A 24420-nucleotide genomic window follows, 5' to 3' on the forward strand; every position below is an offset into this window, starting at 1 on the left:
TGTGCGGGAGGCGGTCGCCGGAGAGAGGCTGGGAGACAACAGCCGACGGTCCGGTAGACGCGTGGAGCGGCCTCGGCTCCGGCGCGGAGGTGTCGTACGGCCCGCGGATCCGGTACGGAAAGGGGAGCGCGATGAACGGCCCGGTTGTCGTGGGGGTGGACGGTTCGCCGTCGAGTCTGGCGGCTGTGGAGGTCGCGGCGCGCGAGGCCGGGCTGCGGGGCGTGGGGCTGCGGCTGGTGCACGCCTTCGGCTGGCCGGCCGCGCACATCCCGCACGGCGGGCGGCTGTGGGAACCGGGCGGCGGCGGGGTGCGCGAGTTGATCGACGGCACGCTCGCCAAGGCCGAGCGGAGCGTCCACGAGACGGCGCCCGGCGTCGAGGTCATGCGCGAGATCGTCGTCGGCGAGCCGGTGACCGTGCTGGAGATCGAGTCGCGGACCGCGTCCCTGGTCGTGGTCGGCAGCCGGGGCCTGAGCCGGTTCGGCGCGCTGCTGCTCGGCTCCACCGCCGGTCATCTGGCCGCGCACGCCGCCTGTCCGGTGCTGGTGGTGCGCGGCAGGCCGAATCCGGGCGGGCCGGTCCTGCTCGCCGTCGACGGCTCGCCCGCGGCCCGGGGCGCCGTCGAGTTCGCCTTCGCCCAGGCGGCCACGCATGGCACGCATCTGGTGGCGCTGCATGCCTGGAGCACCCGGACCGAGCGGGCCTACGACGCCCCGGCCGACCCGCCCTTCGTGACCTACGACGAGGAGCGGCTGCGCGACGAGGAGGAGCGGGTGCTCGCCGAGGCGCTGGGCGGGCTGCGCGAGCGCTACCCCGAGGTCGCCGTGGACCGCAGGCTGGTGCGCGGCCGGATCCGCCACACCCTCATTGAGGCCAGCGCCGACGCCGGGCTCGTGGTGGCCGGGGCGCGCGGCCGGGGCGGGTTCGCCGGGCTGCTCCTGGGCTCGGTCAGCCAGGCCCTGCTGCACCACGCGCACTGCCCGGTCGCCGTCGTCCGGTCCGGGGAGGAGTGAGCGCGGTGAGCCGCCCCTGCGCCGGGCTCAGAGGTCGGCCGCGTGGTCCGGAACGTAGTTCTGCAGATCGCGCGGCGGTCGCTGGTAGCCGGTCGACTCCGGCCGCTCGGGCAGGTCCAGGACCGGGGGGAGCACGTCCTTGTACGGCACGGAGTCCAGCAGATGGGCGATCATGTTCAGCCGGGCCCGGCGCTTGTCGTCGCTCTCGACGACGTACCACGGCGCCTCGGAGATGTCTGTGTGCACCATCATCTCGTCCTTGGCCCGGGAGTACTCCTCCCAGCGGGTGATCGACTCCAGGTCCATCGGCGACAGCTTCCAGCGCCGCAGCGGGTCCTCCAGGCGGCGCCGGAAGCGGTCCTGCTGCTCCTCGTCGCTCACCGAGAACCAGTACTTGCGCAGCAGGATCCCCGCCTCCACCAGCATCCGCTCGAAGATGGGGCACTGACGCAGGAAGAGCTGGTACTCCTCCTTGCTGCAAAAACCCATGACGTGCTCGACACCGGCCCGGTTGTACCAGCTGCGGTCGAACAGCACGATCTCCCCGGCGGCCGGCAGATGCCCGATGTAGCGCTGGAAGTACCACTGGGTGCGCTCGCGCTCGGTCGGCTTGGGCAGCGCCGCGATCCGCGCCACCCGCGGATTGAGGTGCTCCGTGACCCGCTTGATGGTGCCGCCCTTGCCCGCCGCGTCCCGCCCCTCGAAGATCACGACCAGCCGGGCGCCCTCCGTCCGCACCCACTCCTGCAACTTCACCAATTCCGTCTGCAGGCGCAGCAGTTCCTTCTCGTACGTCTTGCGCGGCAGCTTCTCCGCCTTGTCGCCGGCCATGAACAGCACGGTACTGACCCGCGCTGAGCGGCGCACCCCATGATGGGTTCATGGACGATGCCGATCCACACATTCACGTCGAGCTGAGCGCGCCCCGTCACGACGCCCGCGTTCGCGACCTCCTGGCCGGCACGTTCGGCCTGGTCGGCGATCTGCCGGAGGACGTCGCCACCGGCTGCGGGCTGCGGGTGCCGTATGCGATGACCTCGCCGCGGCCCGAGAGCGTCACCTGCCTGACCTGCCGCGAGCACGGCCACGCCCAGCACCTCCGCCTGGCCGAGCAGATCGAACGGCTGGGTGCCATGCCGGGCGCCGTCGTCACCTCGGCGGAGGCGGGCCGGGTCGCGGAGCACCACCGGGAGCTCGCGCGGAGGTTCGGCGAAGGCGGCTGAGGCGCACGGGTGAATGCCCCGGCGCCCAGGACTGACGCCACCACAGCCGGGGTACCCAGCGCCGCATGGCGGTGGAGAGCAGGGCCGGGCGGCAGCAGGCGGCACCGCACCGGTCGCGCGCGGGCCTCGGCCGGGCGTTGGTGCGGTGGGCGACGACTACCGACCACAAGGTGATCGGCAACCTCTACCTGACGACCAGCTTCGGCTTCTTCCTCCTCGGCGGTGTCCTGGCGCTGCTGATGCGCGCCGAACTCGCCCGCCCCGGCCTGCAGTTGTTCAGCAACGACCAGTACAACCAGCTGTTCACCGTGCACGGCACGATCATGATGCTGCTGTTCGCGACCCCGCTGTTCGCCGGGTTCGCCAACGCCGTCATGCCACTCCAGATCGGCGCCCCGGACGTGGCGTTCCCGCGGCTGAACGCGCTGTCGTACTGGCTGTACCTGGGCGGCGGTCTGATGGTCGTGTCCGGCTTCCTCGTGCCCGGCGGAGCCGCGAGTTTCGGCTGGTTCGCCTACGCGCCCCTCAACAGTGCCGTGCGCAGCCCCGGCTCGGGTGGCGATCTGTGGACCATGGGACTGGTGTTGACCGGTGTGTCCACCACGCTCGGCGCGGTCAACTTCATCACCACGATCCTGTGCCTGCGCGCCCCCGGCATGACCATGTTCCGGATGCCGTTGTTCACCTGGAACGTGCTGTTCACCTCGATCCTCATCCTGCCCGCGTTCCCCGTCCTCACCGCCGCCCTGCTGGCCCTGGAGGCGGACCGCAAGTTCGGGGCGCACATCTACGACTCGGCGAGCGGCGGCGCGCTGCTGTGGCAGCACCTGTTCTGGTTCTTCGGGCATCCCGAGGTGTACATCGTGGCGCTGCCGTTCTTCGGGATCATCTCCGAGATCATCCCGGTGTTCAGCCGCAAACCGCTCTTCAGCTACCTCGGCCTCATCGGCGCCACCATCGTCATCACCATGCTGTCCGCCGTGGTGTGGGCCCACCACATGTTCGCGACCGGTGCCGTGCTGCTGCCCTTCTTCTCCCTGATGTCGTTCCTCATCGCCGTGCCGACCGGCATCAAGTTCTTCGCCTGGATCGGCACCATGTGGAAGGGCTCACTGTCCTTCGAGACGCCGATGCTCTGGGCGATGGGGTTTCTCGTGACGTTCCTGCTGGGCGGCATGAGCGGCGTGCTCATCGCCTCACCGCCGCTGGACTTCCACCTCACGGACACGTACTTCATCGTCGCCCATCTGCACTACGTACTCTTCGGCACCGTCGTGTTCTCGATGTTCGGCGGCTTCTACTTCTGGTGGCCGAAGCTCACCGGCAAGCTGCTCGACGAACGCCTCGGCAAGATCCACTTCTGGACGCTCTTCGTCGGCTTCCAGACCACGTTCCTGGTCCAGCACTGGCTCGGCGAGCAGGGCATGCCACGCCGCTACGCCGACTACCTGGCCGTCGACGGTTTCACGGCCCTGAACACCATCAGCTCCATCGGCGCGTTCCTGCTCGGCCTGTCCACCCTGCCGTTCCTCTACAACGTCTGGCGCACCGCCCACCACGGCCGGCGGGTGGACCGAAGCGACCCCTGGGGCTACGGCCGCTCCCTCGAGTGGGCCACCACGTGCCCGCCCCCACGCCACAACTTCACGGCGATGCCCCGGATCCGCTCCGAGTCCCCGGCGTTCGAGCTGCACCACCCGGACATCGTCAAGGAGGGCTGATGCGGACCGAATCCCGTCTGTTCATCGGCGTCGCGGCGTTCTTCCTCGTCACGGCCGTCGGCTACGGCTGGCGCTCCAGGGAACCCGCGGGCACCGCCGTACTGATCGTCGCCTTCCTGATGGCCGCGCTCGTCGCGTTCTTCCTGCACATGCAGTACCGCAGGCGCGGCCTGCGCGCCCAGGACCGCCGGGATGCCGAGATCGCCGACACAGCGGGCCCGCTGGACTTCTTCTCGCCGCACAGCCCCTGGCCGATCACGACCGCCGTGGGTTCCGTCCTGGCGGCGCTCGGCGTGGTCTACGGTCTGTGGCTCTTCCTGCTGGGCCTCGGTGTACTCGGCCACGGGGTGTTCGGGATGGTCTTCCAGCACGCGGGACGGGGCGGTCACGCGGGGCGGGGCGGTCACGCGGGGCGGGACGTTCAGCGCTCCAACTCACCCGCGGACGGCTCCGGTTCCTCCTCGACGCGGTAGCCGTAGCTCTCCAGCACGTGGCGCCGCTCCTCGTCGAGCGGCTCGTGGCTCTCCTCGTACCCGCCCGCGAGGGTCTGCCGCACCTCGCCGGTCTCCTCGCCCTGCGTCAGCCGCTCCTGGTCGGCCTCCTGCAACGCCACACAGACCCGCCTGGTGACCATGAACGCGAGCACCGGCAGCACCACGAAGGCGATCCGGAATACCCAGGTCAGCGCGTTCACGGAGATCTTGAAGGTGTCGGCGAGGATGTCGTTGCCGCCCGCGGCCAGCAGGACCGCGTAGCAGCCGATCGCGGCGACACCGAGCCCCGTACGCACCGGGTTGTCGCGGGGCCGGTCGCACAGATGGTGCTCCGCCCGGTCGCCGGTCACCCGGCGCTCGACGAACGGGTACGCGTACAGAACCAGGAACAGGATCCCCGGCAGTACGACCGCGGGCAGCAGCACGTTCCACATCACTGTATGCCCCGCGACCGCCGTCTCCCAGGGCGGCACCAGGCGCAGCGAGCCCTCCAGGAAGCCGACGTACCAGTCCGGCTGCGAACCCGTCGACACGATGTCCGCGCGGTAGGGGCCGTACGCCCAGACCGGGTTGATCTGTGCCACCCCCGACAGCAGGGTCAGCACTCCGAACACCATGAAGAACAGGCCGCCCGACGTGGCCGTGAACTGCGGGAACATGGGCTTGCCCACCGCGTTGCGGTTCGTGCGGCCGCGGCCCGCCCACTGCGTGTGCTTCAGGTGGAAGACCAGGATCAGGTGTACGGCGATCAGCGCGAGCAGGAGTCCGGGGATCAGCAGGATGTGCAGGCTGTACAGCCGCGGGATCAGCTCCTCGCCGGGGAACTCGCCACCGAAGGCGAAGAAGCTGACGTACGTGCCGACGACGGGGATCGACAGCATGATGCCCTGGGCGATCCTCAGGCCCGTCCCCGACAGCAGGTCGTCCGGCAGCGAGTAGCCCGCGAAGCCTTCGGCCAGCGCCAGCATGAACAGGGTCACGCCGATCAGCCAGTTGACCTCGCGGGGCCGGCGGAACGCGCCCGTGAAGAAGATCCGCAGCAGGTGCAGCCCGATCGCGGCGAGGAACACCAGCGCCGCCCAGTGGTGCAGTTGACGGATCAGCAGGCCGCCGCGCACGTCGAAACTGATGTCCAGCGTCGACTCGTATGCCGCCGACATACGCGTCCCGTCGAGCGGCGTGTACGAGCCGTGGTACACGACCTCCGTCATGGACGGGTGGAAGAACAGCGTCAGCCAGACGCCGGTCAGCAGCAGGACGACGAAACTGTAGAGGGCGATCTCACCGAGCAGGAAGGACCAGTGGTCGGGGAACGCCTTGCGCAGGAGGCCGCCGCCCTCGTAGAGCGGCAGCCGCCCGTCGATGTAGTCCGCGGTGTGTTCGGTCGCACGTCGGGCCCGTGCGCCGGCCCGGGCCCTTCTCCTCCTCCACAGCACGGATCACGAGTGCCCTCGCCCCCGTGCCGGGAAACGGACAGTTACGTACGATCACTCTTCGGCTTGCCCCGCTGGTCCGGGGTGCCGTGCGGCGGCGGGCCGTGGGGCTCCGGCGAGGTAGCGGGGGACACCGGGGAGCCCGACCGGTGAGCGCCGCTCTCGGGGCGCAGGGCGCCGGGATCGCCGGACGTCGGCTCGGCGCCGGCCTCGAGCTGCTCCAGACGGGTGCCCAGCAGCTCGGTCACCGTGAGCCGGTCGGCGTGCGAGCGCTCGTAGGCCAGCAGTTCCTCCACCTCTCCGGCGGTCAGCGATCGTACGCGGCTCTCCAGGCCGCGGATCGGCAGGTGGTCGTAATCGGGCAGTGGCAGGGCGTTGCGCGCGGGGTCGGCCATGGTTCTCACTTCCCTGTGTACGGCGGCCTCGGACGGCCGGACGGTGCGGCGCGACGGCCGGCCGCCTGTTTCGCGGATGGGCGTCAGGTGCGGCCCGAGCCCCCGCTGCCGAACGACCCGCTGCCGCCCTCGGCCCAGCGGCGCCGCCGCTTCGACGGGCTGGAGCGGGAGGGCACGTTGCCGTGGGCGGGCAGTTCGTGCGGGGTCAGCCGACGGTCGCTTCTGGGAACGTCGGCGGGCTCCCGGTTCTCCTGGACCTCACGGACCGGGCCGTCCTCCGGCACCTGTGGCTGTTCCTCGGGGCGTGGCGGCGGCGGTTCCCGGCGCCTGATCCGTGCGCCCAGCACGAAGGCGCCGATGAGCAGCGCCACGACGGCCAGGCCGACGACGATCAGTCCGATGCCGAGCGCGCCTTCCGCGGCGATGTCCGTCCATGCGATGTTCATGGCCCGCGAGTACCCCGGGCACCCCGCGTGAACCCGATCACCCCGACCGTGCTGCGCGGGTCTTCGACCGGTTCGCCTTGCGGATCGCGCCGAGCAGCTCGCCCTTGGACATACGGGAGCGGCCCTCGATGTCGAGCTCACGTGCGATGTCGTAGAGGTGCTGCTTCGAGGCCTTCTCGTCGACGCCCTCGCCGCTGCGGCCGCCGATGTACCGGGGCCGCGCCGACTGCGGGTCCGAGGGCCCCTTGCGGCCGCCCTCCTTGCGCTGCCAGTGGTCACCGACCTTCTCGTACATGTGCTTCAGGGCGCCGTACGCCACCCGGTGGGCCCGCTCGCCCTCGCCGTACTGCTCGACGGCCGAGTCGTGCGCCTTGATCCAGGTGTGCTGGGCGTCCTTCGAGGAGCGCTCCAGGGTCGACGGGAGCTCCTGTCGTCCGGGCATCGGGGACACCTCCGTCCGTCGTCGTTGCACGGACCGGGTGCCCGGCACGGAGTGCCCGTAACCGGTCGGGACCCTTGCGAGCACCGGGTTTGGGCACCCCTGGACCGGCTACCCGACCGATGTGACACAGACGACATCCCAGCAGCAGCTCGTCCAGTTCCTGGAGGACCGCTTCGCGTGCGCGCAGGCCTGCACCGAGTGCGCCCGGGCCTGCGCCGTGCGCGCGAGTCTGGTGGATCCGGACGGGACCGAGGAGCAGGAACTTCTGCGGCGCAAGGGCATCATGTGCGCCGAGGTGTGTGACGCGACCTGCCGGGTGCTGGCCGAGCAGAACCAGTTGGACGAGACCGCCCTGCGCGTCCAGTTGGAGTGGGCCCGGACGGTGTGTCTGGAGGGCGCGCATGCCTTCGACCGGTACCCGGACGCCGAGGACGCCGCTCAGGCGTGCCGCGACTGCGCACGCGCCTGTACGGAGTTCATGGCCACGCTCGGCTGAACCCGCCGGATGACTTGACCCTCGGACCCCGCCGCTCCAGGCCATTCCCCGCCTCGCCATTCCCAATTTCTGGAACACGTTCTACGGTGTGCGCCGTCAGGACCGGCCTTGGGAGCCTGGAGGCGCCGTGCACCTCGAATACACGCCCGAGCAGCAGCGGCTGCGCAGCGAACTGCGCGACTACTTCGCACAGTTGGCGCCGGACCTCGCCCATACCCGGTTCACCGATCCGGCCGCCCAGAAGCGCCACTACCGCAAGACCGTCCGGCGGCTCGGCGCTGACGGCTGGCTCGGCGTGGGCTGGCCGAAGGAGTACGGCGGACGCGGGCTGACCGCGATGGAACAGTTCATCTTCTTCGACGAGGCGGCCCAGGCGGGCGTGCCGCTGCCACTGATGGCGCTCAACACCGTCGGCCCGACGATCATGCAGTACGGCACGGACGAGCAGAAGGCGTACTTCCTGCCGAGGATCCTCTCCGGCGAGATCGACTTCGCGATCGGCTACAGCGAGCCCGACGCGGGCACGGATCTGGCCTCGCTCAGGACGCGCGCGGTACGGGAGGGTGACGAGTACGTCGTCAACGGTCAGAAGATCTGGACGACCAACGGCGACACGGCGGACTGGGTGTGGCTGGCCACCCGCACCGACCCGGACGCCCCGCCCCACAAGGGCATCACCATGCTCCTCGTCCCGACCACCGACCCCGGCTACTCCTGCACCCTCATCAACACCCTCGCCTCGCACGACACCACGGCCAGCTACTACGAGAACATCCGCGTCCCCGTCTCCCGCCGCGTCGGCGCCGAGAACCAGGGCTGGCGCCTGATCACCAACCAGCTCAACCACGAGCGCGTCACCCTCGCCGCCCACGGCACGATGGCCATCCGCGCCCTGCACGACGTCCAGCGCTGGGCCATGGAGACCAAGCTCGCCGACGGCCGCCGGGTGATCGACCTGCCCTGGGTGCGCCGCCGCCTCGCCCGGACCCACACCAGGCTGGACGCCCTCAAGCTCCTGAACTGGCAGATGGTGAGCGCCGTGCAGGACGGCACGCTCACCCCGCAGGACGCCTCCGCGGTCAAGGTCTACGGCTCCGAGGCGCGCCGGGACGCCTACGCCTGGCTGATGGAGATCGTCGCCGCGCCGGGAGCACTCAAGGAGGGCTCGGCGGGAGCGGTGCTGCACGGTGAGCTGGAGCGCGGCTACCGGTCGGCCGTGATCTTCACCTTCGGCGGCGGCAACAACGAGATCCAGCGGGAGATCATCTCCTGGATCGGTCTGGGGATGCCGCGGGTACGGCGTTAGCCTGCGTGTGACGAGGATTTTTCGTCGGCACAAAAGAGGGATGGCTGGCACCAAGATCACAGGTGTTGTCAGAGGTGCCGGCGCATCACCTTGATGCATGTGGATCGGGCCGCGTTCGATCGGTCCCGGGTTACGGGATTCCGAGGTTCATGCCGCTGTCGGTGGTGACCGGTGGTTGCTGCCGGGCGAGGCTCATCTGCGCGCCGGCTTCCGCTCGTGCCGTGGCCACGAGGGTCGTGTAGGGGCCCGCAACGTTGACCGCGAGGCGGTGGAAACGGATCCGGTAGAACTCGCGCAGTACGGTGCGTTGAATCCGTTCATGGACTCTGTTGCGCCGTGGAGGCCGGGGCGGGATCTGGTGAGGGACGATCCTCCACTCGGCGACTCGCGCCTTGAACGCCTTGGGGGAGGTGAGCGCGTGACCGTCAGCTCCTCCACCAAATCCACCGCCTGGCGGAAGGCGTCGTACAGTTCCCGGGCCCGCGGCTGCCCGTAGCGCTTGCGCGCCTCGGCCCGCCTGCTCGGGCAGGGGCTTGCCGGTCCGGTCGGGGAAGGCAGGAGCCGTGTCGAGCCAGTAGGGGATGTGCTTCCTGACGTACGTCCTCGGGTCTTCCGGTAGTCCAGGGGGGTGTTGTCCGGGTCCCGGCTTCAGCAGCCGAGCAGGGCCGGCAGGCCGGACAGGTCGGGCAGCTCGTCGAAGGGCTGGTAGTCGGCGCTGCCGCGGGCGCCGATGGAGCCGTTGTGGCCGTAGCGGTTGATCCACACGCGGCGAGCGAGGCCGAGGTCGCGGGTGGGGATGAGGTCGTACTCCCAGCCCTGGGCGACGTGGATGACCTGGGCGGGGTCGATGTCCATGGCCTGGAAGGCGTACTCGAAGCTCTGCCGGGACGGCTTGTACGCCTTGGCCTGCTGGGCGGTGATGACATGGTCGAACTCGACGCCCATGTTGGCCAGGTTCTGGGCGATGAGGTCGTCGTCCGTGTTGGAGATGATGGCGATCTCGTACCGGGACTTCAGCGCCTCCAGGGCGGCCGGGACCTCGGGGTGGGGGCCGAAGGTGGGCACGGCCGCGACCAGGGCCTCGCCGTCGGACTGTCGGTACTCGAGGCCGTGCAGACGCATCGCTGTCTCCAGGCTGGCGGGCAGCAGCTCGCGGAAGGGGCGGTATGCCTCCAGGACGGCGTGGAACCGCATGATGCGGAAGTCGTCGAGGAACTCGTCGACGTTCAGACGGTCCAGGTCCAGCCGGTCGGCCAGGACCTTCAGGGTGGTGGGGCCGAGCTGGAAGTCGACCAGGGTGCCGTAGGCATCGAAGGTGACGATCTGGCGCATGGTGTGCAACCTCTTTCCTGGCATATGGGACACCGGGTTCAGGAGGCCGCCGAGGCGTTGGGGCAGCGACCTGTTCAGTGGGATGGGGGCTGAGGGGTGCCCGAGGGGCCGCCGCTGGAGGACGAGCCCCCGGGCAGGGCCGAGGACGACGAATGCTGATCAGGTAGTCGGCGGCAGCATCGTTACTGCGCCGATGCGATGAGCCTCTCTCCGGCTCGAGGTGATGCGTCAGTGAAGCACCGTGGAGAATCCGGCAACAAGGGACGTGAGGCCGCGAGATCGACCGCGTATTTTGTGCCTGTGCACAATTTCTGAGAAGCACCACGAGTGGCTCCGGCGTGAACTGCGGCCGCTCGGCGCTGCTGCCCGGCGGCGTGACGGGGCTGTCGGCCGCCAAGGCTGCCGTCCACATGAAGGGCATGCGGCCTCTGACCGACACGCTTTGGCTCCAGCTCTCCCGGTCGCGGCCCCGGCCGGTTGCCTCGAACCGCCCAGCGATCGGTGGATCAGGACATCGTCGCCCGGAAGCGGGCGCCCGCGTCCGTCTCCAGCCAAGCCAGGGCGAGGACCAGCCGGGCGGCGTCGTTCGGTCGGGACAGCTTCAGCCCGGTCGCCTCTTCCGCAGCCTGCAGGCGATTGCCCACCGTGTTCCGGTGGCGGTAGGTGCGTGCGGCCACCTCGGCGACCGAGCCCAGGTCGAAGTACCAGCGCAGGGTCTCGACGATGCTGTCGCGGTCGCGCAGCTCGAGCAGTGGGCGCAGCACCCCGGTGGCCATCGCACCGGTGAGCTCCTCCTGCGCCGACATGATCGCCCCGATCCAGTGGCCCTCCACGTGCCGCACTCCGGGCTGCGCGGAGCTGCGGATCGCGGCACGTGCGAACCGGATGCCCCGCGCCGTCAGCGCCAGCCCGGGGACTTCCGCGACGCCGCAGCGCCACGGGGCGAACGGCCGGAGCATGGCAAGCACGGCCTCTTCATCGCGCCGTCCGTGACCGATGATGCCGAGGAGCTCGTCGCCCATCCATCCGAAGTGACGCAGCAGGCCGCCCCGACGCAGCGCGTCGTCGACCTGGGAGACAGCCGGGTCCCCGGTAGGAACGGATTCGACCACGATCACGGTCAGGGCGACGTTCTCGGAGAAGCCCAGCAACGTGGAGGCCTCGGCGACGATGGAGGGATCCTGCTCCCCTTCCAGGACCAGGCGGGTGAAGGCGCGGTTGCGCACCTCCGTACGATGGCTCGCCAGGTCGCGCTCGGTGCGGCGGTAGGCGTCGACGACCTCGACGCTGTTGGCGTCCGTCGCCTCCCAGACGCGGATCAACCCGTCGAGGAAGTCGGGATCGGCGCTGATGCCACGTGCTCGCCCCTCTGCGAGCACGGCCTCCCACAGGGTCCTGAGGTCCAGCTGGAAGGAATGCATCAGAGCGGTCAGGGGAAACGCCTGCTCCGCTCGCTCGCGTCCCACGTCCTCGGTGGCGCGCGAGACCGTCCGGGGCACGGGACCGCCGGCCAGCCGGGTCAGGGCGAGTTCGAGGGTTCGTCGCATCCCCTCCCGTTTCTGGACCGGGTCCCAGCCCGCCGACGCGTAGGCGGGCTCCTCGGCTTCCAGTCGTTCGAGAGCACGAGAGGTCAGCTCGTCGAGTCGTTCCTCGAGGAGCCGGCGCGCGATCGCCTGCACGGCGTCGTGGCGGGCCCCGCCCTGACGGCGTCCCGGGCCGCTCATGAGGACCGCCTTTCCCGACGACAGCCGTCACCGGACGGATCCGGGGCCGTCTCCGAGTAATGCCGCTGACATGCCGCTGGGGCCCCCTGGCAGTAATTGTGCACAGGCACAAAATACGGGGTCGATGTCGCGGCCTCGTGTCCCTTGTTGCCGGATTCTCCGCGGGGTTTCATCTGACGCATCACCTCGGGCTGGAGAGAGCTCGTGACATGACCACGCACTTGGAGCAGCTATGGCACTTCCGTAGGCACCTGATCCTCAGTCCGTCACCTTGAGCAGGCGCTGCTGAAGGCGCCGCGTTCCTCGGGTCGGTGTCAGCGGTTCGCCAGGCAGAGCGGGATCGAGGTCACCCAGGACTCCCGCAGAGACCACGCCGAGCGCCCCGCCTTTGACGGACGGCCAGCCTCAGACACCTCAGACCTGATCGCCGACTGGCCCTAGGTGTTGAAGCGCGCCCTGGCCCGGGCCCCTGCGGCCGTCGGAGTGGGGCGTCGAGGAGAAGTGCCAAACGGGGGAGTCCGCCCCGGACCTGTTGGTCGTCGACTTGGCCAGGTCTGCGCAGCCCGTGAAGCGATCGAGACACAGCCGCGGCAGCCCTGCCCGCCGCCCCCGGGAACCGCAATCGATCGGACCGTCTGCGAGCCGACTGACAGCGTCGGGCAAAGGCCCGACACGGGTGGCGGTGGGGACTCGGCCATGACCTGAGCGTCGTGACGCACGCCCACGGTGAGTGATGAGCGACCTGACGACGAGAGAGAGAACGCACCGATGACCTCAGCGACCACCACCGGCCAGGACGGAACGACCAGCCCCGGTCACACCGGCCCACTGCCGGGCTCGCTCCTCGATCACGTGCTGCGGCAGTCCTTCGGACTCGAGGGATATGTCCAGCACCCCCTGGGAGGGGAGGTCGACCAGAACGTCCGGATCACCGGCGACGACGGCATGCGCTACTTCGTACGGGTCACCCGCGCGGAGCCGGACTCGGCCGACGTTCTCTGGCAGAACTCGCTCCTCCAGCATCTGGCCTCCACCGTTCCCGACCTTCCGGTTCCACGGCTGATTCCGACACGCGAGGGGAAGTTCCTTGCCGCCGTCGTCCACGAGGGCCGAACGCACGTGGTCCGCGTGATGAGCTGGCTCGAGGGCCGGGTCCTGGCGGATCTCGACGACCACCCCGCGGCGCTTCTGCGTCAGCTGGGAGAAGCCGCTGGGCGGCTGAGCCTCGGACTCTCCAGTGTGGAGCCACCGGTGGGCTTGGAACCGCACGACTGGGACATGCGCCGGGCCGCTGAGATCGTCGAGGCGTCGCTGCACGCTGTACAGGACGCGGACCGGCGGGAGTCGGTGCGCACGATCATGGGCTGGTACGACGATCTCCTGCCGGCCTGGGACCGACTGCCGCGGAGCGTCGTACACCAGGACCTCAATGACGCCAACGTCCTGGCCGACGCCGACGAGGACGGGGTGCTGCGGATCTCGGGCATCGTCGACCTGGGCGACTCGCTCTACAGTGTGCGCGCGGCGGAGGTGGCGATCGCGGCGGGCTACGCCATGGTCCGCAAGGCCGACCCGCTCGCTGCGGCGGCCGAAGTCGTGGCCGGCTTCCACTCGGTGCTCCCCCTCACGGCTGAGGAACTGGCGGCTGTCTATCCGTTGGCGGCCGCCCGGCTGTGCATGAACGCCGTGACGTGGACGCGCCGGGTCGCCGAGAGCGACACGCCGTACGGGCGGACCCGCATGCAACACACCTGGCCCGCGATCAGGCAGGTCGCCGAGGTCTGCCCCGACGTCGCCGAGGCGACGTTCCGGGTCGCGTGCGGGCTCCCACCGACGCGGGAGCAGCGGGGTTTGGAAGAGGTCTTGGCAAAGGCGGCCCGAGACGGTGCCCCGCACACACCGGCCCCGCGACTGCTCGACTTGCGACCCGCAAGTGATCTCTACGACGAAGTCGACTGGCACGACGCGAGGTCGGTGCGCGCGAGCATCGACGACGTCCTCGACGGACGACGGCGACGGGGCTACGTGCCCCACCTCAGCGCATCGCTGCTCCTGGGGGACCGGCGCCGCCCGGGAGCCGACGAGCCCGCGACGGTTCAGCTCGGCGGCTCGCTGATCGTGGCAGACGCCGAGGAGGTTGCCAGCCCGCTGTCCGGCGTCGTCGAAGCCCCCGGTGGCGCCGGGATGCCGTTGGTACTGCGACATGCGGTCGAGGGGCTGGAGTTCTGGACGTGCTGGTGGGGACTCGACGACACGCCGCCCGTCGCGGCGACAGTCCCGGCCGGGGCGCCGTTGGGACGCGCCGGCACGAGCGAGGAGAAGGACCCGCTCGGGTCCTGCGTCCAGGTACAGGTCCACCGCACCGCGCGGATGGCCACGTGGCCGCCGCCTCGTGTCGTGCCGCCTTCCGCACGGCAGGTGTGGAGCCACCTGTCACCCGACCCCGCCCGGCTCCTCGGGTTCACCGGATCCCCCGCCGCGGTCCCCACCATCGACGACGTCGTCTCAGTGCGCCGTCGCCACATCGCTCGCTCTCAGCGCAACTACTACCGCACCCCGATGAACCTTGTGCGTGGGCGGGACGTGTGGTTCCACGACGAGGACGGCCTGGCCTATCTGGACTCGCTGAACAACGTCACCCACGTCGGCCATGCCGAGCCACGCGTGACGGCCGCCGCCACCCGGCAGATGCGCAAGCTCAACACCAACAGCCGTTTCGTCTACCCGCAGATCGCCAGTTACGTACAGAAGCTGGTAGCCACCCTGCCCGACCCGCTCGAGGTCGTCTTCCTCGTGTGCACGGGCAGCGAGGCAAACGACCTGGCGCTGCGGATCGCCCGCCAGGTGACAGGTCGTCAGCACATCGTCAACATCGACGGCGCGTACCACGGAAACACCGGCGTGGTGACCGGGATCAGCCCCAACCGTTACAAGGGCCCCGGCGGCGCCGGTGCACCCGCGACCACCCACGAGGTCGTCATCCCGGACCGCTACCGCAGTACCTACGGGTACGACGACGCGGACGCCGGAGTCAAGTACGCGCGCGACGCCGCGGCTGTCATCGAGCGGATCACGGCCGACGGCCGACCCCCGGCCGCCTTCATCGCCGAGTCCCTGATGGGATCGGGTGGGAACATCGTGTTCCCCGACGGCTACCTCGACGGCGTGTTCACCGCTGTCAGGCGAGCGGGCGCCCTGTGCATCTCCGACGAGGTCCAGGTCGGCGTCGGACGACTCGGGCCCTGGTGGGGGTTCGAGCTCCAGGGGGTGGTCCCGGACATCGTCACGATGGGCAAGCCGCTCGGGAACGGGCACCCCCTCGCGGCGGTGGTCACGACTCGGGAGATCGCCGACGCGTTCGACACGGGCATGAAGTACTTCAACACCTTCGGCGGCAACCCGGTCTCCTGCGCGATCGGCGAGGCCGTGCTCGACATCGTCGAGCAGGATGGGCTGAGGGAGAACGCCGTGAGCGTGGGCGGGTACTTCGCCCAGTCGCTGCGCGAGCTCCAGCAGCGCCAACCGCTCATCGGTGACGTGCGGGCGGAAGGGCTCTACCTCGGCGTCGAACTGGTCCGCAGCCGCACCGCCAAAACGCCGGCCACGGAGCAGGCCTTCATGGTCACCGAGCTCATGAAGGAGCGAGGCGTCATCGTCTTCCCCAATGGCGTGCACGACAACGTACTGAAGATCAAACCGCCCATGACCTTCCGCCGCGAGCACGTGGATCTCTACGTCGACGCGCTGGACGAGGTCCTGTCCCTCCCCGAACTGCGCTCGGCCGTTCAGTCCTGAGACGGGCAACCGTCTACTGAGGCAGGGAACGAGAGTGGCCCGCGAATGCGAGAAGTGCCCCGCGGGCCGGCTTCTCCGGCCAGGACTTCAAGGTCTCGCCCGGCATGGGCGGCATCGCCGCGGACCTCGCCCCGGAGCGCCGAGCCCGGCCGGAAGACCCGCGGGACCCTGCCCGCCGACCTGGGCACCACGACGGTGGACGTCCCCCTGATCCTCGTCAACGGCTCCCGTCCCGGCCCGAGGGTCGTGATCACCGGTGGCGTCCACGGCGGCGAGTTCATCCCCGTCGACGCCACCACCCACCTGGCCGGGCTGCTGGAACCGGAAGAGGTGGCCGGCCAGGTGGTGATCTGCCCGGTGGCCAATCCGCCGGCCGTCTACGGCGGCAGGCTCAACATCTCGCGATGGCCCACGCGGTCGGATACGAGCTGGTCATCTTCGGCACCAGCGCCGACGGCGGAAACAGCCACGCCGCGGCGAACCGGCAGGGCATCCCCGCGATCCTCGTCGAGACCGGCCAACTCGGCGACCGCGACCCCGCCACCGTGCGCAGGCTGCTCGACGCCCTGTACCGGATCCTGCACCACCTCGGCGCCATCGAGGCGCCGGAGCACATCAAGCAGCCGACCGTGCAGCCACGCGACTGGATCTGGACGGGCGACGTCGAGTCTCCCGTCGCAGGCCTCTGGTACCCGGGCGCGGTCACCGGCGACGAGGTCACCGAGGGACAGACCATCGGCCGCCTCATCGACCCGGTCGACGGCGCCGAGCGCAAGATCACCGCCAACGCCACCGGAAAGATCATCTACAACATGAACGGACTCTCCGTCCGCCCCGGCACGCATCTCGCCGCCATCGCCGCCCCGCACCACTGACGGGCCGCACACCCGCCCACTGACCCCATCCGCCTACCCCGCCGAGATTGCCCCATTTCACTCCTTCCAGGAGAATTGTCTCGAAGCATGAGTTCCGGTTTCTGGCCCCGCTACGGCGACGCACGCCTCATGACCTGCGCTGTACCAAAGTGCCAACTATTTCGCTGACTCTACGGCTCCGGCTGCCGAAGCTACTTGGTATCAGTGCAGGTCGTGAACGTGGCCTGGTGGCAACTAGCGAGCCCGGTCACACCGGAGGTGTGACGAGGCTTTCTAGTTGGCGTAGAAGCGGGACAGTTGGCACTGAGCGGAGCGCTCGGCCTGACGCGCGATGGGCTTGGCTTGTTGGCGTCCTGGGCCCGCTGACCTGCTAATTCCTCAGGGCCGGCGCAACTGGGCCGTGCGAGGCTGAGGCGGCGGCCGATACTGAGGTCGCCGGCGTCCCGGATGTTGAACGGCGCCAGCCCGATCCACTGGGCGCCCTCGCCGCCCATCTGTGTCAGGCGGCGGTAGTCGACGTCGCGAACGTGGCCAACGCCGACGAGAACGTACGGACGACGGTCGTACTGCTCCTGGTCGGACTCGTCGCCGTCCTGGCAGGCCGAGCGGCACCCCGCCTGGCTCACCCCCCAACTGAGCATCGCCGTACCGGCGTTGTGCTCCCTGCTCTACGTGGGCACGCTGCTCGCCGGGCCACAGGCCCTGTTCGGCCCGGGCGAGATCGCGATCCAGCTGTCCCTGCTCTTCATCGCCGTACGGCACTGCAGGCCGCTGTGGGTCGTGGTGTGCGGCACGTTGAACGGCGTCGCCCTGCTGCTCGCGCCGGCACGGTCTGGTTCGAGGACCATTTCGACGTCAGGGCCCGCCTGCGGCCCGGCGCCGGCGTCGACCATCTGGCGTTCGCGAGACGGCTCCTGCCGCCGCCTCAGAGGCCGCCGGCCTCGCCGCGTTCCTCACCCGACGCGCCGGGCGGGCGTCATGAGCGCCAGCCGCCAGGGCCGGTTCGTTGAGCACCGCAGACTCCTTGCGTTGAAGCCCTGGTGTCGGCCCCGCAGGGGCGGGGGGTTTCGTGCTGTCCGGGGGTTTGCGGGAGGTGATGACGACCGGCCGGGGGGATTCGGTTCGCGAAGTGGCGCAGGGGCAGATGGTGTGCCGGGGTGGGCTGTCACGGTCTGGGTACGGGGCGCTCGTCTGCCCGCGGGGCGCGGGCGGGGGAGGTCTGTATCTGGGGGTGTGAGCTTGGAGGGCTTCTCAAAACCGAGTGGGGTTTCGAGAAGCCCTCCCAGTCCTGGGCCGTGGTGTCAGCCGAGGCGCCACTGCTGGTTGCTGCCGCCGTTGCAGTCCCACAGCCCGACCGTTGCGCCGCTGGCGGTGGAGGCACCGGTCACATCCAGGCACAGGCCCGACTGGACGCCGGTGATGGTGCCGTTGGAGTCGATGTCCCACTGCTGGTTGGTGCCGCCGTTGCAGTCCCACAGCACGACTTTGGCACCGGCCGCGGTGCCGGCCGCGTCGAGGCACTTCGCACCGCCGTAGACGGTGAGCTGCTTGGTCGACGTGCTGGTCCAGGTCTGGTTCGTCTGGCCGTTGCAGTCCCAGATCTGCGTTTGGGTGCCATTCATCTGCGAAAAGCCGGGCACGTCCAGGCACTTGCCCGAACCGATGGCGTGGATCGGACCTGTGGTGGTCCCGCCTGAGCCGTCGAGTCCGAAGAAGGTGATGGCCCGGGCCGCCATACCGCTCTCGGGCAGGCTGTGCCCGACACCCTGGAAGCTGTTCGCCTCGACCGGTGCTTGCGAGCCGGTGGAGCCGTAGCGGGTGCGGGTCCAGTTGGACTGCGGGGAGTCGGTGAAGACCGGGGTCTGGCTCACCCCGAGCACATTGGTCCACTGCTTGATCTCTTCACCGAAGTTCGCGTAGTACAGCGCTTCGTCCTCGGTGCCGTGCCACAGCTGCATCCGCGGCCGGGGGCCGGTGTACCCCGGGTAGGCGTTCCGGACGAGGTCGCCCCACTCCTGCGGGGTCTTGGTGATCTTGCCGGTGGCGCAGTCGCTGTTCCAGCCGGAGCCGTCGGTGGTGGCGAAGCAGCCGAACGGCACACCCATGAACGCCGCACCGGCCTTGAACAGGTCCGGGTATGCGCCGAGCATGACGTTGGTCGTCATCGCGCCGGACGAGGCGCCGGTGACGTAGACCCGGCCGGGGTCGGCGTTCATGTTCTGCAGGGTGTATCGGACCATCGAGGCGATGCTCGTGGGGTCACTGCCCCCGTCATGCTTGAGCGCCTGGGGCGAGGAGACGTCGAAGCACTGCCCGCTGACGTTCGCGTCCGGGTAGACGACGATGAACCCGTACTGGTCGGCCAGGCGGGCGAACTCCGTGTTGGAGTAGAAGGCAGGCCCCGTGCCGGTGCAGTAGTGCACTGCCACCACCACCGCCGGGCGTGCCGGAGCGCTGTCGGGCTTGTAGACGTACATCCGCAGGTTGCCGGGGTTGCGGCCGAAGTTGGTCACTTCGGTCAGTGACGCGGCCGACGCGGTCGTGGCCGAGATGCCGGTCAGTCCGAGCGCCGCGATCAGCGGCGCAATCCCCATCAGCAGGGCTACCAGTACATCTCTGACGCGTCTCTTCTTGGACTTCCGGGACATGACGCTGTCCTTTCTGGAATCCGGCGCGGCCGGGGCGATGCTCCCGGTCGGCCCGGCGAACCTGAGTGGAAGGCACGGTGGGGGAGGAGGCGACACCAGGTGGGGTGGTGAAGCGCTTCGACGCTCCCCATCGCTCTGGATGTGGTGTCAATCCCTAATCGGAAGCAAGGCTGCGTTGCCGTCATGCCTCTTGTTTCGCCAGAGAGTTCTCATTAACTTGAGCCGTCAAGTGAAGCGCTTCGACACTTCGGGCGATGGGCTACCAGCCCACCGGCACCGCCGCCAAGGTGCCGATCCGCGCCGCCTTCGACCGCCTCGCCGGATGACCCCGCTCCCGGGATCTGAACCCTTTCCGGGCTGGCCGCGACGGCACGCACTGTGGTCGGCTCATACGTGGCAGGACAGCGAGGACAAGCATCGTACGGCTGTGCGCAGAGTCGATCTGGGCGCGCTTGACCAGGTAGGCGTCGAGGCTCTGCCAGGCGCTACCGCTGGGCGGACCTCGACGGCGAAGGCGGTGTTGAGCGGGACGTCTCGGGGCAGTTCGAGACGCAGGTCCCGTCCGAGCTGCTCCCCGACGGCCACCATGGGTGTCGTTCCGCTGCGGGCCCACTGTCCTCGTGGCCGAGGGCGACCGACAACAACCTGGTCGAGCTCTTCGCCGTGGCCCGCGCGCATCAACTCGCCCCGAACCGACTGGCGTTCGTCCTGAACCACGCGGGCACGCGACCGGGTGAGCCCGTCACTCTCGTCCCGTTCGCAGGTACCCGCGACTCCACGTACCACCTCTGCTTCCCTCCTGCAGGAGCTGGATGGGGTCTTCGCGCGCATCGCACGGGAGTCCGAGGGCATCCAGGACTTCGAATACCGCCTCGACGCCTTCGGAGGTGTGGCGTGAGCCGACGCGGACGCCGGGCCGCCCTGCCCCCAGGCGATCACTCACGCACCGAACCGAAGTTGCCGGTCGCCGAACCGATGCGGCTCTCCCTCGCCATGCTGTTCGCCGCACGCTCAACGGTGAGTTGCGGTCCACCTTCCCCGGCCGAAGGCGCCACTCGGCTGCGGGCCCCCGTCAGCCTGAGTGACCTGACGGAGGCGGTACGGCAGCAGCAGGTCCCGGGCGGTACGAGCGACGAGGTCACGCAACTCCTGGCCGGACAGGTCCACGGGGAGGGGCAGACATGGGCTCCCGCTGCTGACGGTTGTCGGTGGGCAAGGCTGCGTGACCTCGTCGCTCCCGCCAGCACCGGGACCTGCCGGCGTCGTAGTCCCGGTCGTTCTCACGCCGGCCCCACGGTTCCTCGCTCAGCGTCCCCGACCACTTCACCACGGCGGAGAGCCCCGCCTGCGGAAACGCCCTCAACAGGAACTCAACGCCTGCTACGGCGACGCCACCCACCGGACGGGAGCAGCGGTTCCAGCGCCGGTCAGGGACGAGAGCCGTCCTCCACCTTCTCGAAGAAGAACTCGTGTTTGAGGAAGGAGACGTCGTACTCGTGACCGGGCTGCGGAGGCAGCAGTTGGGAGGCCTGGAACAGGCGCCACCCGTCCTGCAGCGCGGCAAGCCCTGTGGGATAGGGCGGTTCGTCGCTGTCACCGGTCGTCGGACGCGTCCGGCCGGTTCCGTCGTAGCGGGACCAGCCCACGACGTCGGAGTCCAGCGCCGACGTCGCGAGATAGAGAACCAGAACCTGCTGCCTCATGCGTGACTCCTCAGGGTCGGCCGGTTGCTGACGCGCGTGGCCCAGTACTCGACATCGAACGAGTCGTCACCGGTCAGGGCCCGCCACAGCAGGACCCGGTTGTAGATCTCCAGTCGGCCCGTGGCCCACTCGTACCAGGGGAAGTACGTATTGAGTTCCGCGGTCACCGCCGGGTCGTGCAGGTCCGAGACGTCCCACAGACGCACCTGCGGCACGGTCGGGTTGAGGCGGATCTTGTACATGAAGCGACGGTGCGCGGTGTCGTTGCGGCGGCCACCGTGCCAGATGCCGTGGTGCACGAGAACGACCGTGCCTGCCGGGCAGGTCAGACGGGTCTGCCCCCTGAGGTTCTGGACGCGGCCGACGTCCGTCTCGTTGATCCTGCGCAGATGGCTTCCGGGCACACTGAGCGTGCCGCCCATCTCAGCGGTCACCTCGTGCGGGTAGTACATGAGCTGGATGTCGAACGCATCTGGCCGCACGTCGATGATCGCGTCGCCGTGGAGCGGCTGCGCCTGTCCCTCGTGCGGCTCGCGCACATGAACCGCATGGTGGTCGACGGTCGGCTCGGGGCCGACCAGGCTCTCGACAGCGCCGGCGACAACCGGCAGGTCGAGCAGCTCGTGGACGAAGGTGTCCGGCGCGAATGCCCCGCCCAGCGGAGTGCCGTAGGCCACGTCCGGCAGGCCCTCGGTCAAGGCCTCGATGGCCCGTTCATTGATCTCCTGCGGCACCACCCCGTCCAGGCGCAGGAACCCCTGCGCGACGAAGCGCGCCACCTGAACCGATGTCAGGAGTTGCTTGCTGGTTGACATGCGACGAACGTACGTGCCCTGTCCGGCTCGGTCGTGGGCTGAAATCGTCCAGTGCTGGTAATTTTCCATCCTCGTGAAACACGCGACACTACGGCTCGACGAGGCGCCCACCGTGGTCAACGCCGGCATCGGGGTACACGGCGTCTCCACCACCCACGACGTCTTCCGGCTGCCCGACCTGTGGCAGCTGCACCTCTACAACTACGAGGGTGCTCTGTCCCTCGGACAGTCGGTCCACCCCATACGCCCCGGCCACGTCAGCCTGGTGCCGCCGGACACGGAGGTGCACTTCCACTACCGGGGCAGGTCGGAGCACTTCTACGTCCATCTGCGGCTGCACGACGGCGGAACCGCGCGGGTGTTGCCGGTGATGCAGGACGCCGCCGCCGAGAGCACACGCCTGGCCGATCTGCTCCGACACGCCGTGACGGCCATGCCGACTTCTCCCCCGCGAGCCACGGCCGAGGTCTGGACCGCTCTGTGGCGCATCGCCGAGTTGCCGAGGGGCGACGGAGCCGGGCGCCGCCACCCCTTCGTGGCCGCCGCCCAGGCCTACGTCGAGGAACGCCTGGCCGGCCCGCTGTCCGTACCGGACGTCGCTGGCGCCGTCGGAATCTCCCACACACACCTGACGCGCGTGTTCCGTGCCGAGACCGGCCTCACGGTCGTGTCGTACATCCGGCACCGACGCCTTCAACGCGCCCGGCACCTCCTGTTGTCCTCCACCCTGTCCATCACCGCAATCGCCGCGGCAGTGGGCATCGCCGATCTCCAGGCCTTCAACAAGGCCTGCCGCCGTGAACTGGGCGCGAGCCCGCGCGACATACGTGCAGCTGCCCCTGCCGGGCCGGACCGCCCAGGAGCGTAAGGGTGCCGGAAGACAGCTGCACCTCAGGCCGGGACAGTCCCGCCCACATGCCGTGGGCCTTCAATGAGATGGCCGCCGAGTTGGACGTCACCCCCGACCCGAGCCGTCGCGTTGATCGACCGGCAGAGCACCGGCCCCGACCGACCCGGTTCCTCCAGGCGGAGCCGGATCTCGACGTCCACCATCCGCGCCCCGCCGCGTCTCTACGAGCCGGCGAAGGAGCCGCTCCGTCGGGCGTGACCGCCGATCGCGGCTCCGACCAGCCGCCTCTCGAAAGACAGGAGTATCCGTTCGAGATCCGTCGCGTCGAATGACGTCGCATCCGTCCCGAGACTGATTCCGGCCGTCTCGGACATACCCCACACATCGAAGCAGAGCTTTCCGGAGTTCGTGTCGACGGGTTTGGGGAATCGTCGGTAACGGCTGGATGCCATGGCTCGCTCCAGGTCCTGCTGTGCCCTGTCCGCGCGAGCCCGGATCAGCGTGCGGGGCGCTATGGGGCGGACGTTGACCACGTACGGGTTGTGTGCGGAGCGGCCCAGTTCGGCGGAGACCTCGGCCAGGGACCTGGCGTAGCGGTCGGGCTCTCGCAGGCTGACGGAGGAGGATCTGACGAGTGCCGCGTCGACGGCCCGGCACAGCGCCGGGAACCGGTCGCTGCCCAGGGACGTGTCGACCGGGACGAGGGCCCTGCCGGCGATATGGGCCACCGCCTCGCGGGCGAAGGCGGTCTGCCGGTTGGCCATCACGGTGTTGAACACGCAGTTGCCGATGCCGAGGTGCTCGGCGAGCGCGCATGCGTATGCGGCCTGCAGGACAGCGGCCACGGATGTCCGGTACTGCTTCGCCAGACCGGCTGCCGCGAGCGCGACCGCCGCCGAGTCGAGGCATACGAAGTTGTAGACGGCGTCCCTGTGGCTCGTGGGCGTCTGGAGTTCGGGCATGGCGGACTGACGGAGCATGGCCCGGTCATGGGTGTCGACACGATGGGCGTGCCGCAGCCCCGAGGGGCTGGTTTCGAAGCTCGCGATCTGCCGCGGCTGCCACCCCGAACCGAGGTCGGCGCCCGGATCGGCGGCCAGTCGGGCTATGTGTTCGGCCACTATCCGGGCGGCCGTCGTGTCCGCCGAGAAGTGGTGCAATGACAGCGCGATGTGGATGGGCCTGCCGTCCGCGGTGATGACGGCGGCCCGCAACGGCAGGTCGTCCGGGGCGAATCCGGGCTCGGCCAGCCGGAGGGTGAAGGCGCTCAGTTCGTCGTAGGTCGGCGGGGCGTCGGAGGCGTACTCGTCGACCTGGAGCACCCCGGAAGCCACGACGACCGCGCGCGGGTGCCCGTCCGCGTCACGTGGATACAGGGTGCGCAGCGCCTCGAAGTGGGCCATGACCGCGGCGAAGGCATGCAGCACCGCGGCCATGTCCGGCGTGCCGTCGAGTGCCCGCCCCATCCGTACGTTCCTGTTGCGGGGGCCGTGGAGATGAGGGTGGCATCCCTCGCGTTCATGGGCCTTCTGCGACCAGGTCAGTTCATGCTCTCCGGCGGTGCCGGCGACGAAGACGACGTCATGGCGTGCGATCTGTCGCATACCCGCCCCGGCCCTCCTCCGGTACGTGGAGGCCCCGATCCTCCTCGCCGTGCGGCGTTACGACGACGCGGCCGGAGCGCGGGCGCCCCATCTTCAGGCAGAGGA

20 protein-coding genes and 1 pseudogene are annotated in these 24420 nt (G+C 69.5%); 10 read left to right on the forward strand and 11 right to left on the reverse strand.

Features of this window, described 5'->3' with window-relative positions; genetic code table 11:
* The first annotated feature begins 131 nt into the window (after positions 1-131).
* The gene (locus IF78_RS0107945; RefSeq protein WP_031480017.1) at positions 132-1013 is read left to right on the forward strand and encodes a universal stress protein; all 882 of its coding nucleotides are present in this window, start codon (positions 132-134) and stop codon (positions 1011-1013) included.
* A gap of 27 nt (positions 1014-1040) precedes the next feature.
* Here the strand turns inward: IF78_RS0107945 and ppk2 are convergent, their stop codons facing one another.
* The gene (ppk2, locus tag IF78_RS0107950; RefSeq protein ID WP_031480019.1) at positions 1041-1844 is read right to left on the reverse strand and encodes a polyphosphate kinase 2; all 804 of its coding nucleotides are present in this window, start codon (positions 1842-1844) and stop codon (positions 1041-1043) included.
* A gap of 50 nt (positions 1845-1894) precedes the next feature.
* Here ppk2 and IF78_RS0107955 point away from each other — a divergent pair, with 50 nt between their 5' ends.
* The 3 genes from IF78_RS0107955 (at position 1895) to ctaF (ending at position 4430) form a co-directional block, all read left to right on the forward strand.
* A complete protein-coding gene (locus IF78_RS0107955; RefSeq protein WP_031480021.1) occupies positions 1895-2236 on the forward strand; it encodes a hypothetical protein in 342 nt (113 codons plus the stop codon).
* 65 nt (positions 2237-2301) lie between these two features.
* Complete coding sequence (gene ctaD / locus IF78_RS0107960; protein WP_031480023.1) at positions 2302-3957, forward strand: aa3-type cytochrome oxidase subunit I; 1656 nt, start codon at positions 2302-2304, stop codon at positions 3955-3957.
* Positions 3957-4430, forward strand: coding sequence for an aa3-type cytochrome oxidase subunit IV (gene ctaF, locus IF78_RS0107965; RefSeq protein ID WP_031480025.1), 474 nt, complete (start codon positions 3957-3959; stop codon positions 4428-4430). The genes ctaD and ctaF overlap by 1 nt, the downstream gene beginning before the upstream one ends.
* On the opposite strand, the gene qcrB is transcribed toward ctaF, so the two are convergent.
* From qcrB to IF78_RS0107985, 4 genes are all read right to left on the reverse strand, one after another.
* Entirely contained in the window at positions 4379-5887 is a 1509-nt protein-coding gene (qcrB, locus tag IF78_RS0107970) for a cytochrome bc1 complex cytochrome b subunit (protein WP_031480027.1), read from the reverse strand. The two genes, ctaF and qcrB, sit on opposite strands and share 52 nt — an antisense overlap.
* 41 nt (positions 5888-5928) lie before the next feature.
* Positions 5929-6279 (reverse strand): DUF8129 domain-containing protein, encoded by a 351-nt coding sequence (locus tag IF78_RS0107975; protein WP_031480029.1) that lies wholly within the window; start codon positions 6277-6279, stop codon positions 5929-5931.
* 83 nt (positions 6280-6362) lie between these two features.
* On the reverse strand, positions 6363-6725 hold the full coding sequence (locus IF78_RS0107980; protein WP_031480031.1) for a DUF6479 family protein: 363 nt from the start codon (positions 6723-6725) through the stop codon (positions 6363-6365).
* A gap of 37 nt (positions 6726-6762) precedes the next feature.
* Positions 6763-7167 carry a ChaB family protein gene (locus IF78_RS0107985; RefSeq protein ID WP_031480033.1) on the reverse strand — a complete coding sequence of 135 codons (405 nt, stop codon included), beginning with the start codon at positions 7165-7167 and terminating at the stop codon, positions 6763-6765.
* Between the two features lie 121 nt (positions 7168-7288).
* Here IF78_RS0107985 and IF78_RS0107990 point away from each other — a divergent pair, with 121 nt between their 5' ends.
* Complete coding sequence (locus IF78_RS0107990) at positions 7289-7663, forward strand: four-helix bundle copper-binding protein (RefSeq protein ID WP_031480035.1); 375 nt, start codon at positions 7289-7291, stop codon at positions 7661-7663.
* Positions 7664-7790: 127 nt separating this feature from the next.
* Positions 7791-8969, forward strand: a complete 1179-nt coding sequence (locus IF78_RS0107995) for an acyl-CoA dehydrogenase family protein (protein WP_031480037.1) — start codon at positions 7791-7793, stop codon at positions 8967-8969.
* 648 nt (positions 8970-9617) lie between these two features.
* Here the strand turns inward: IF78_RS0107995 and IF78_RS0108000 are convergent.
* Positions 9618-10301 (reverse strand): haloacid dehalogenase type II, encoded by a 684-nt coding sequence (locus tag IF78_RS0108000; RefSeq protein WP_031480039.1) that lies wholly within the window; start codon positions 10299-10301, stop codon positions 9618-9620.
* Between the two features lie 506 nt (positions 10302-10807).
* On the reverse strand, positions 10808-12025 hold the full coding sequence (locus IF78_RS0108005; RefSeq protein WP_031480041.1) for a PucR family transcriptional regulator: 1218 nt from the start codon (positions 12023-12025) through the stop codon (positions 10808-10810).
* A 768-nt stretch (positions 12026-12793) separates the two neighbouring features.
* On the opposite strand from IF78_RS0108005, the gene IF78_RS0108010 reads away from it, so the two are divergent.
* From IF78_RS0108010 to IF78_RS49530, 3 genes and pseudogenes are all read left to right on the forward strand, one after another.
* Positions 12794-15820, forward strand: coding sequence for an aminotransferase class III-fold pyridoxal phosphate-dependent enzyme (locus IF78_RS0108010; protein WP_031480043.1), 3027 nt, complete (start codon positions 12794-12796; stop codon positions 15818-15820).
* A gap of 45 nt (positions 15821-15865) precedes the next feature.
* Positions 15866-16147 (forward strand): annotated as a pseudogene (locus IF78_RS49525) (hypothetical protein); the annotation flags it as partial.
* Between the two features lie 77 nt (positions 16148-16224).
* Complete coding sequence (locus IF78_RS49530) at positions 16225-16695, forward strand: succinylglutamate desuccinylase/aspartoacylase family protein (RefSeq protein WP_031480045.1); 471 nt, start codon at positions 16225-16227, stop codon at positions 16693-16695.
* Positions 16696-17996: 1301 nt separating this feature from the next.
* On the opposite strand, the gene IF78_RS0108025 is transcribed toward IF78_RS49530, so the two are convergent.
* The 3 genes from IF78_RS0108025 to IF78_RS0108040 form a co-directional block, all read right to left on the reverse strand.
* Positions 17997-19343, reverse strand: a complete 1347-nt coding sequence (locus IF78_RS0108025; RefSeq protein ID WP_037639895.1) for an extracellular catalytic domain type 1 short-chain-length polyhydroxyalkanoate depolymerase — start codon at positions 19341-19343, stop codon at positions 17997-17999.
* A 1427-nt stretch (positions 19344-20770) separates the two neighbouring features.
* Positions 20771-21046, reverse strand: coding sequence for a hypothetical protein (locus tag IF78_RS0108035; protein ID WP_031480053.1), 276 nt, complete (start codon positions 21044-21046; stop codon positions 20771-20773).
* On the reverse strand, positions 21043-21861 hold the full coding sequence (locus IF78_RS0108040; RefSeq protein ID WP_031480055.1) for a phytanoyl-CoA dioxygenase family protein: 819 nt from the start codon (positions 21859-21861) through the stop codon (positions 21043-21045). The genes IF78_RS0108035 and IF78_RS0108040 overlap by 4 nt, the downstream gene beginning before the upstream one ends.
* 73 nt (positions 21862-21934) lie before the next feature.
* Between IF78_RS0108040 and IF78_RS0108045 the strand changes: the two genes are divergently transcribed.
* Complete coding sequence (locus IF78_RS0108045; protein ID WP_031480057.1) at positions 21935-22729, forward strand: AraC family transcriptional regulator; 795 nt, start codon at positions 21935-21937, stop codon at positions 22727-22729.
* 203 nt (positions 22730-22932) lie between these two features.
* Here IF78_RS0108045 and IF78_RS0108050 read toward each other — a convergent pair whose 3' ends face one another.
* On the reverse strand, positions 22933-24315 hold the full coding sequence (locus IF78_RS0108050; protein WP_031480059.1) for a condensation domain-containing protein: 1383 nt from the start codon (positions 24313-24315) through the stop codon (positions 22933-22935).
* Positions 24316-24420: the final 105 nt, after the last annotated feature.

Source organism: Streptomyces bicolor (assembly GCF_000719285.1).
GTDB classification, from domain to species: Bacteria; Actinomycetota; Actinomycetes; order Streptomycetales; family Streptomycetaceae; genus Streptomyces; species Streptomyces bicolor.

What these genes read in the sequence shown, in the direction of transcription:
- IF78_RS0108005 (WP_031480041.1), bottom strand. Translation starts at nt 12,025, where the DNA reads ATGAGCGGCCCGGGACGCCGTCAGGGCGGGGCCCGCCACGACGCCGTG.
- IF78_RS0108010 (WP_031480043.1), top strand. Translation starts at nt 12,794, where the DNA reads ATGACCTCAGCGACCACCACCGGCCAGGACGGAACGACCAGCCCCGGT.
- IF78_RS0108035 (WP_031480053.1), bottom strand. Translation starts at nt 21,046, where the DNA reads ATGAGGCAGCAGGTTCTGGTTCTCTATCTCGCGACGTCGGCGCTGGAC.
- IF78_RS49530 (WP_031480045.1), top strand. Translation starts at nt 16,225, where the DNA reads ATGGCCCACGCGGTCGGATACGAGCTGGTCATCTTCGGCACCAGCGCC.
- IF78_RS0107955 (WP_031480021.1), top strand. Translation starts at nt 1,895, where the DNA reads ATGGACGATGCCGATCCACACATTCACGTCGAGCTGAGCGCGCCCCGT.
- IF78_RS0107980 (WP_031480031.1), bottom strand. Translation starts at nt 6,725, where the DNA reads ATGAACATCGCATGGACGGACATCGCCGCGGAAGGCGCGCTCGGCATC.
- IF78_RS0107945 (WP_031480017.1), top strand. Translation starts at nt 132, where the DNA reads ATGAACGGCCCGGTTGTCGTGGGGGTGGACGGTTCGCCGTCGAGTCTG.
- ctaD (WP_031480023.1), top strand. Translation starts at nt 2,302, where the DNA reads ATGGCGGTGGAGAGCAGGGCCGGGCGGCAGCAGGCGGCACCGCACCGG.
- IF78_RS0108000 (WP_031480039.1), bottom strand. Translation starts at nt 10,301, where the DNA reads ATGCGCCAGATCGTCACCTTCGATGCCTACGGCACCCTGGTCGACTTC.
- IF78_RS0107975 (WP_031480029.1), bottom strand. Translation starts at nt 6,279, where the DNA reads ATGGCCGACCCCGCGCGCAACGCCCTGCCACTGCCCGATTACGACCAC.
- IF78_RS0108025 (WP_037639895.1), bottom strand. Translation starts at nt 19,343, where the DNA reads ATGTCCCGGAAGTCCAAGAAGAGACGCGTCAGAGATGTACTGGTAGCC.
- ppk2 (WP_031480019.1), bottom strand. Translation starts at nt 1,844, where the DNA reads ATGGCCGGCGACAAGGCGGAGAAGCTGCCGCGCAAGACGTACGAGAAG.
- IF78_RS0108040 (WP_031480055.1), bottom strand. Translation starts at nt 21,861, where the DNA reads ATGTCAACCAGCAAGCAACTCCTGACATCGGTTCAGGTGGCGCGCTTC.
- IF78_RS0108050 (WP_031480059.1), bottom strand. Translation starts at nt 24,315, where the DNA reads ATGCGACAGATCGCACGCCATGACGTCGTCTTCGTCGCCGGCACCGCC.
- ctaF (WP_031480025.1), top strand. Translation starts at nt 3,957, where the DNA reads ATGCGGACCGAATCCCGTCTGTTCATCGGCGTCGCGGCGTTCTTCCTC.
- IF78_RS0107985 (WP_031480033.1), bottom strand. Translation starts at nt 7,167, where the DNA reads ATGCCCGGACGACAGGAGCTCCCGTCGACCCTGGAGCGCTCCTCGAAG.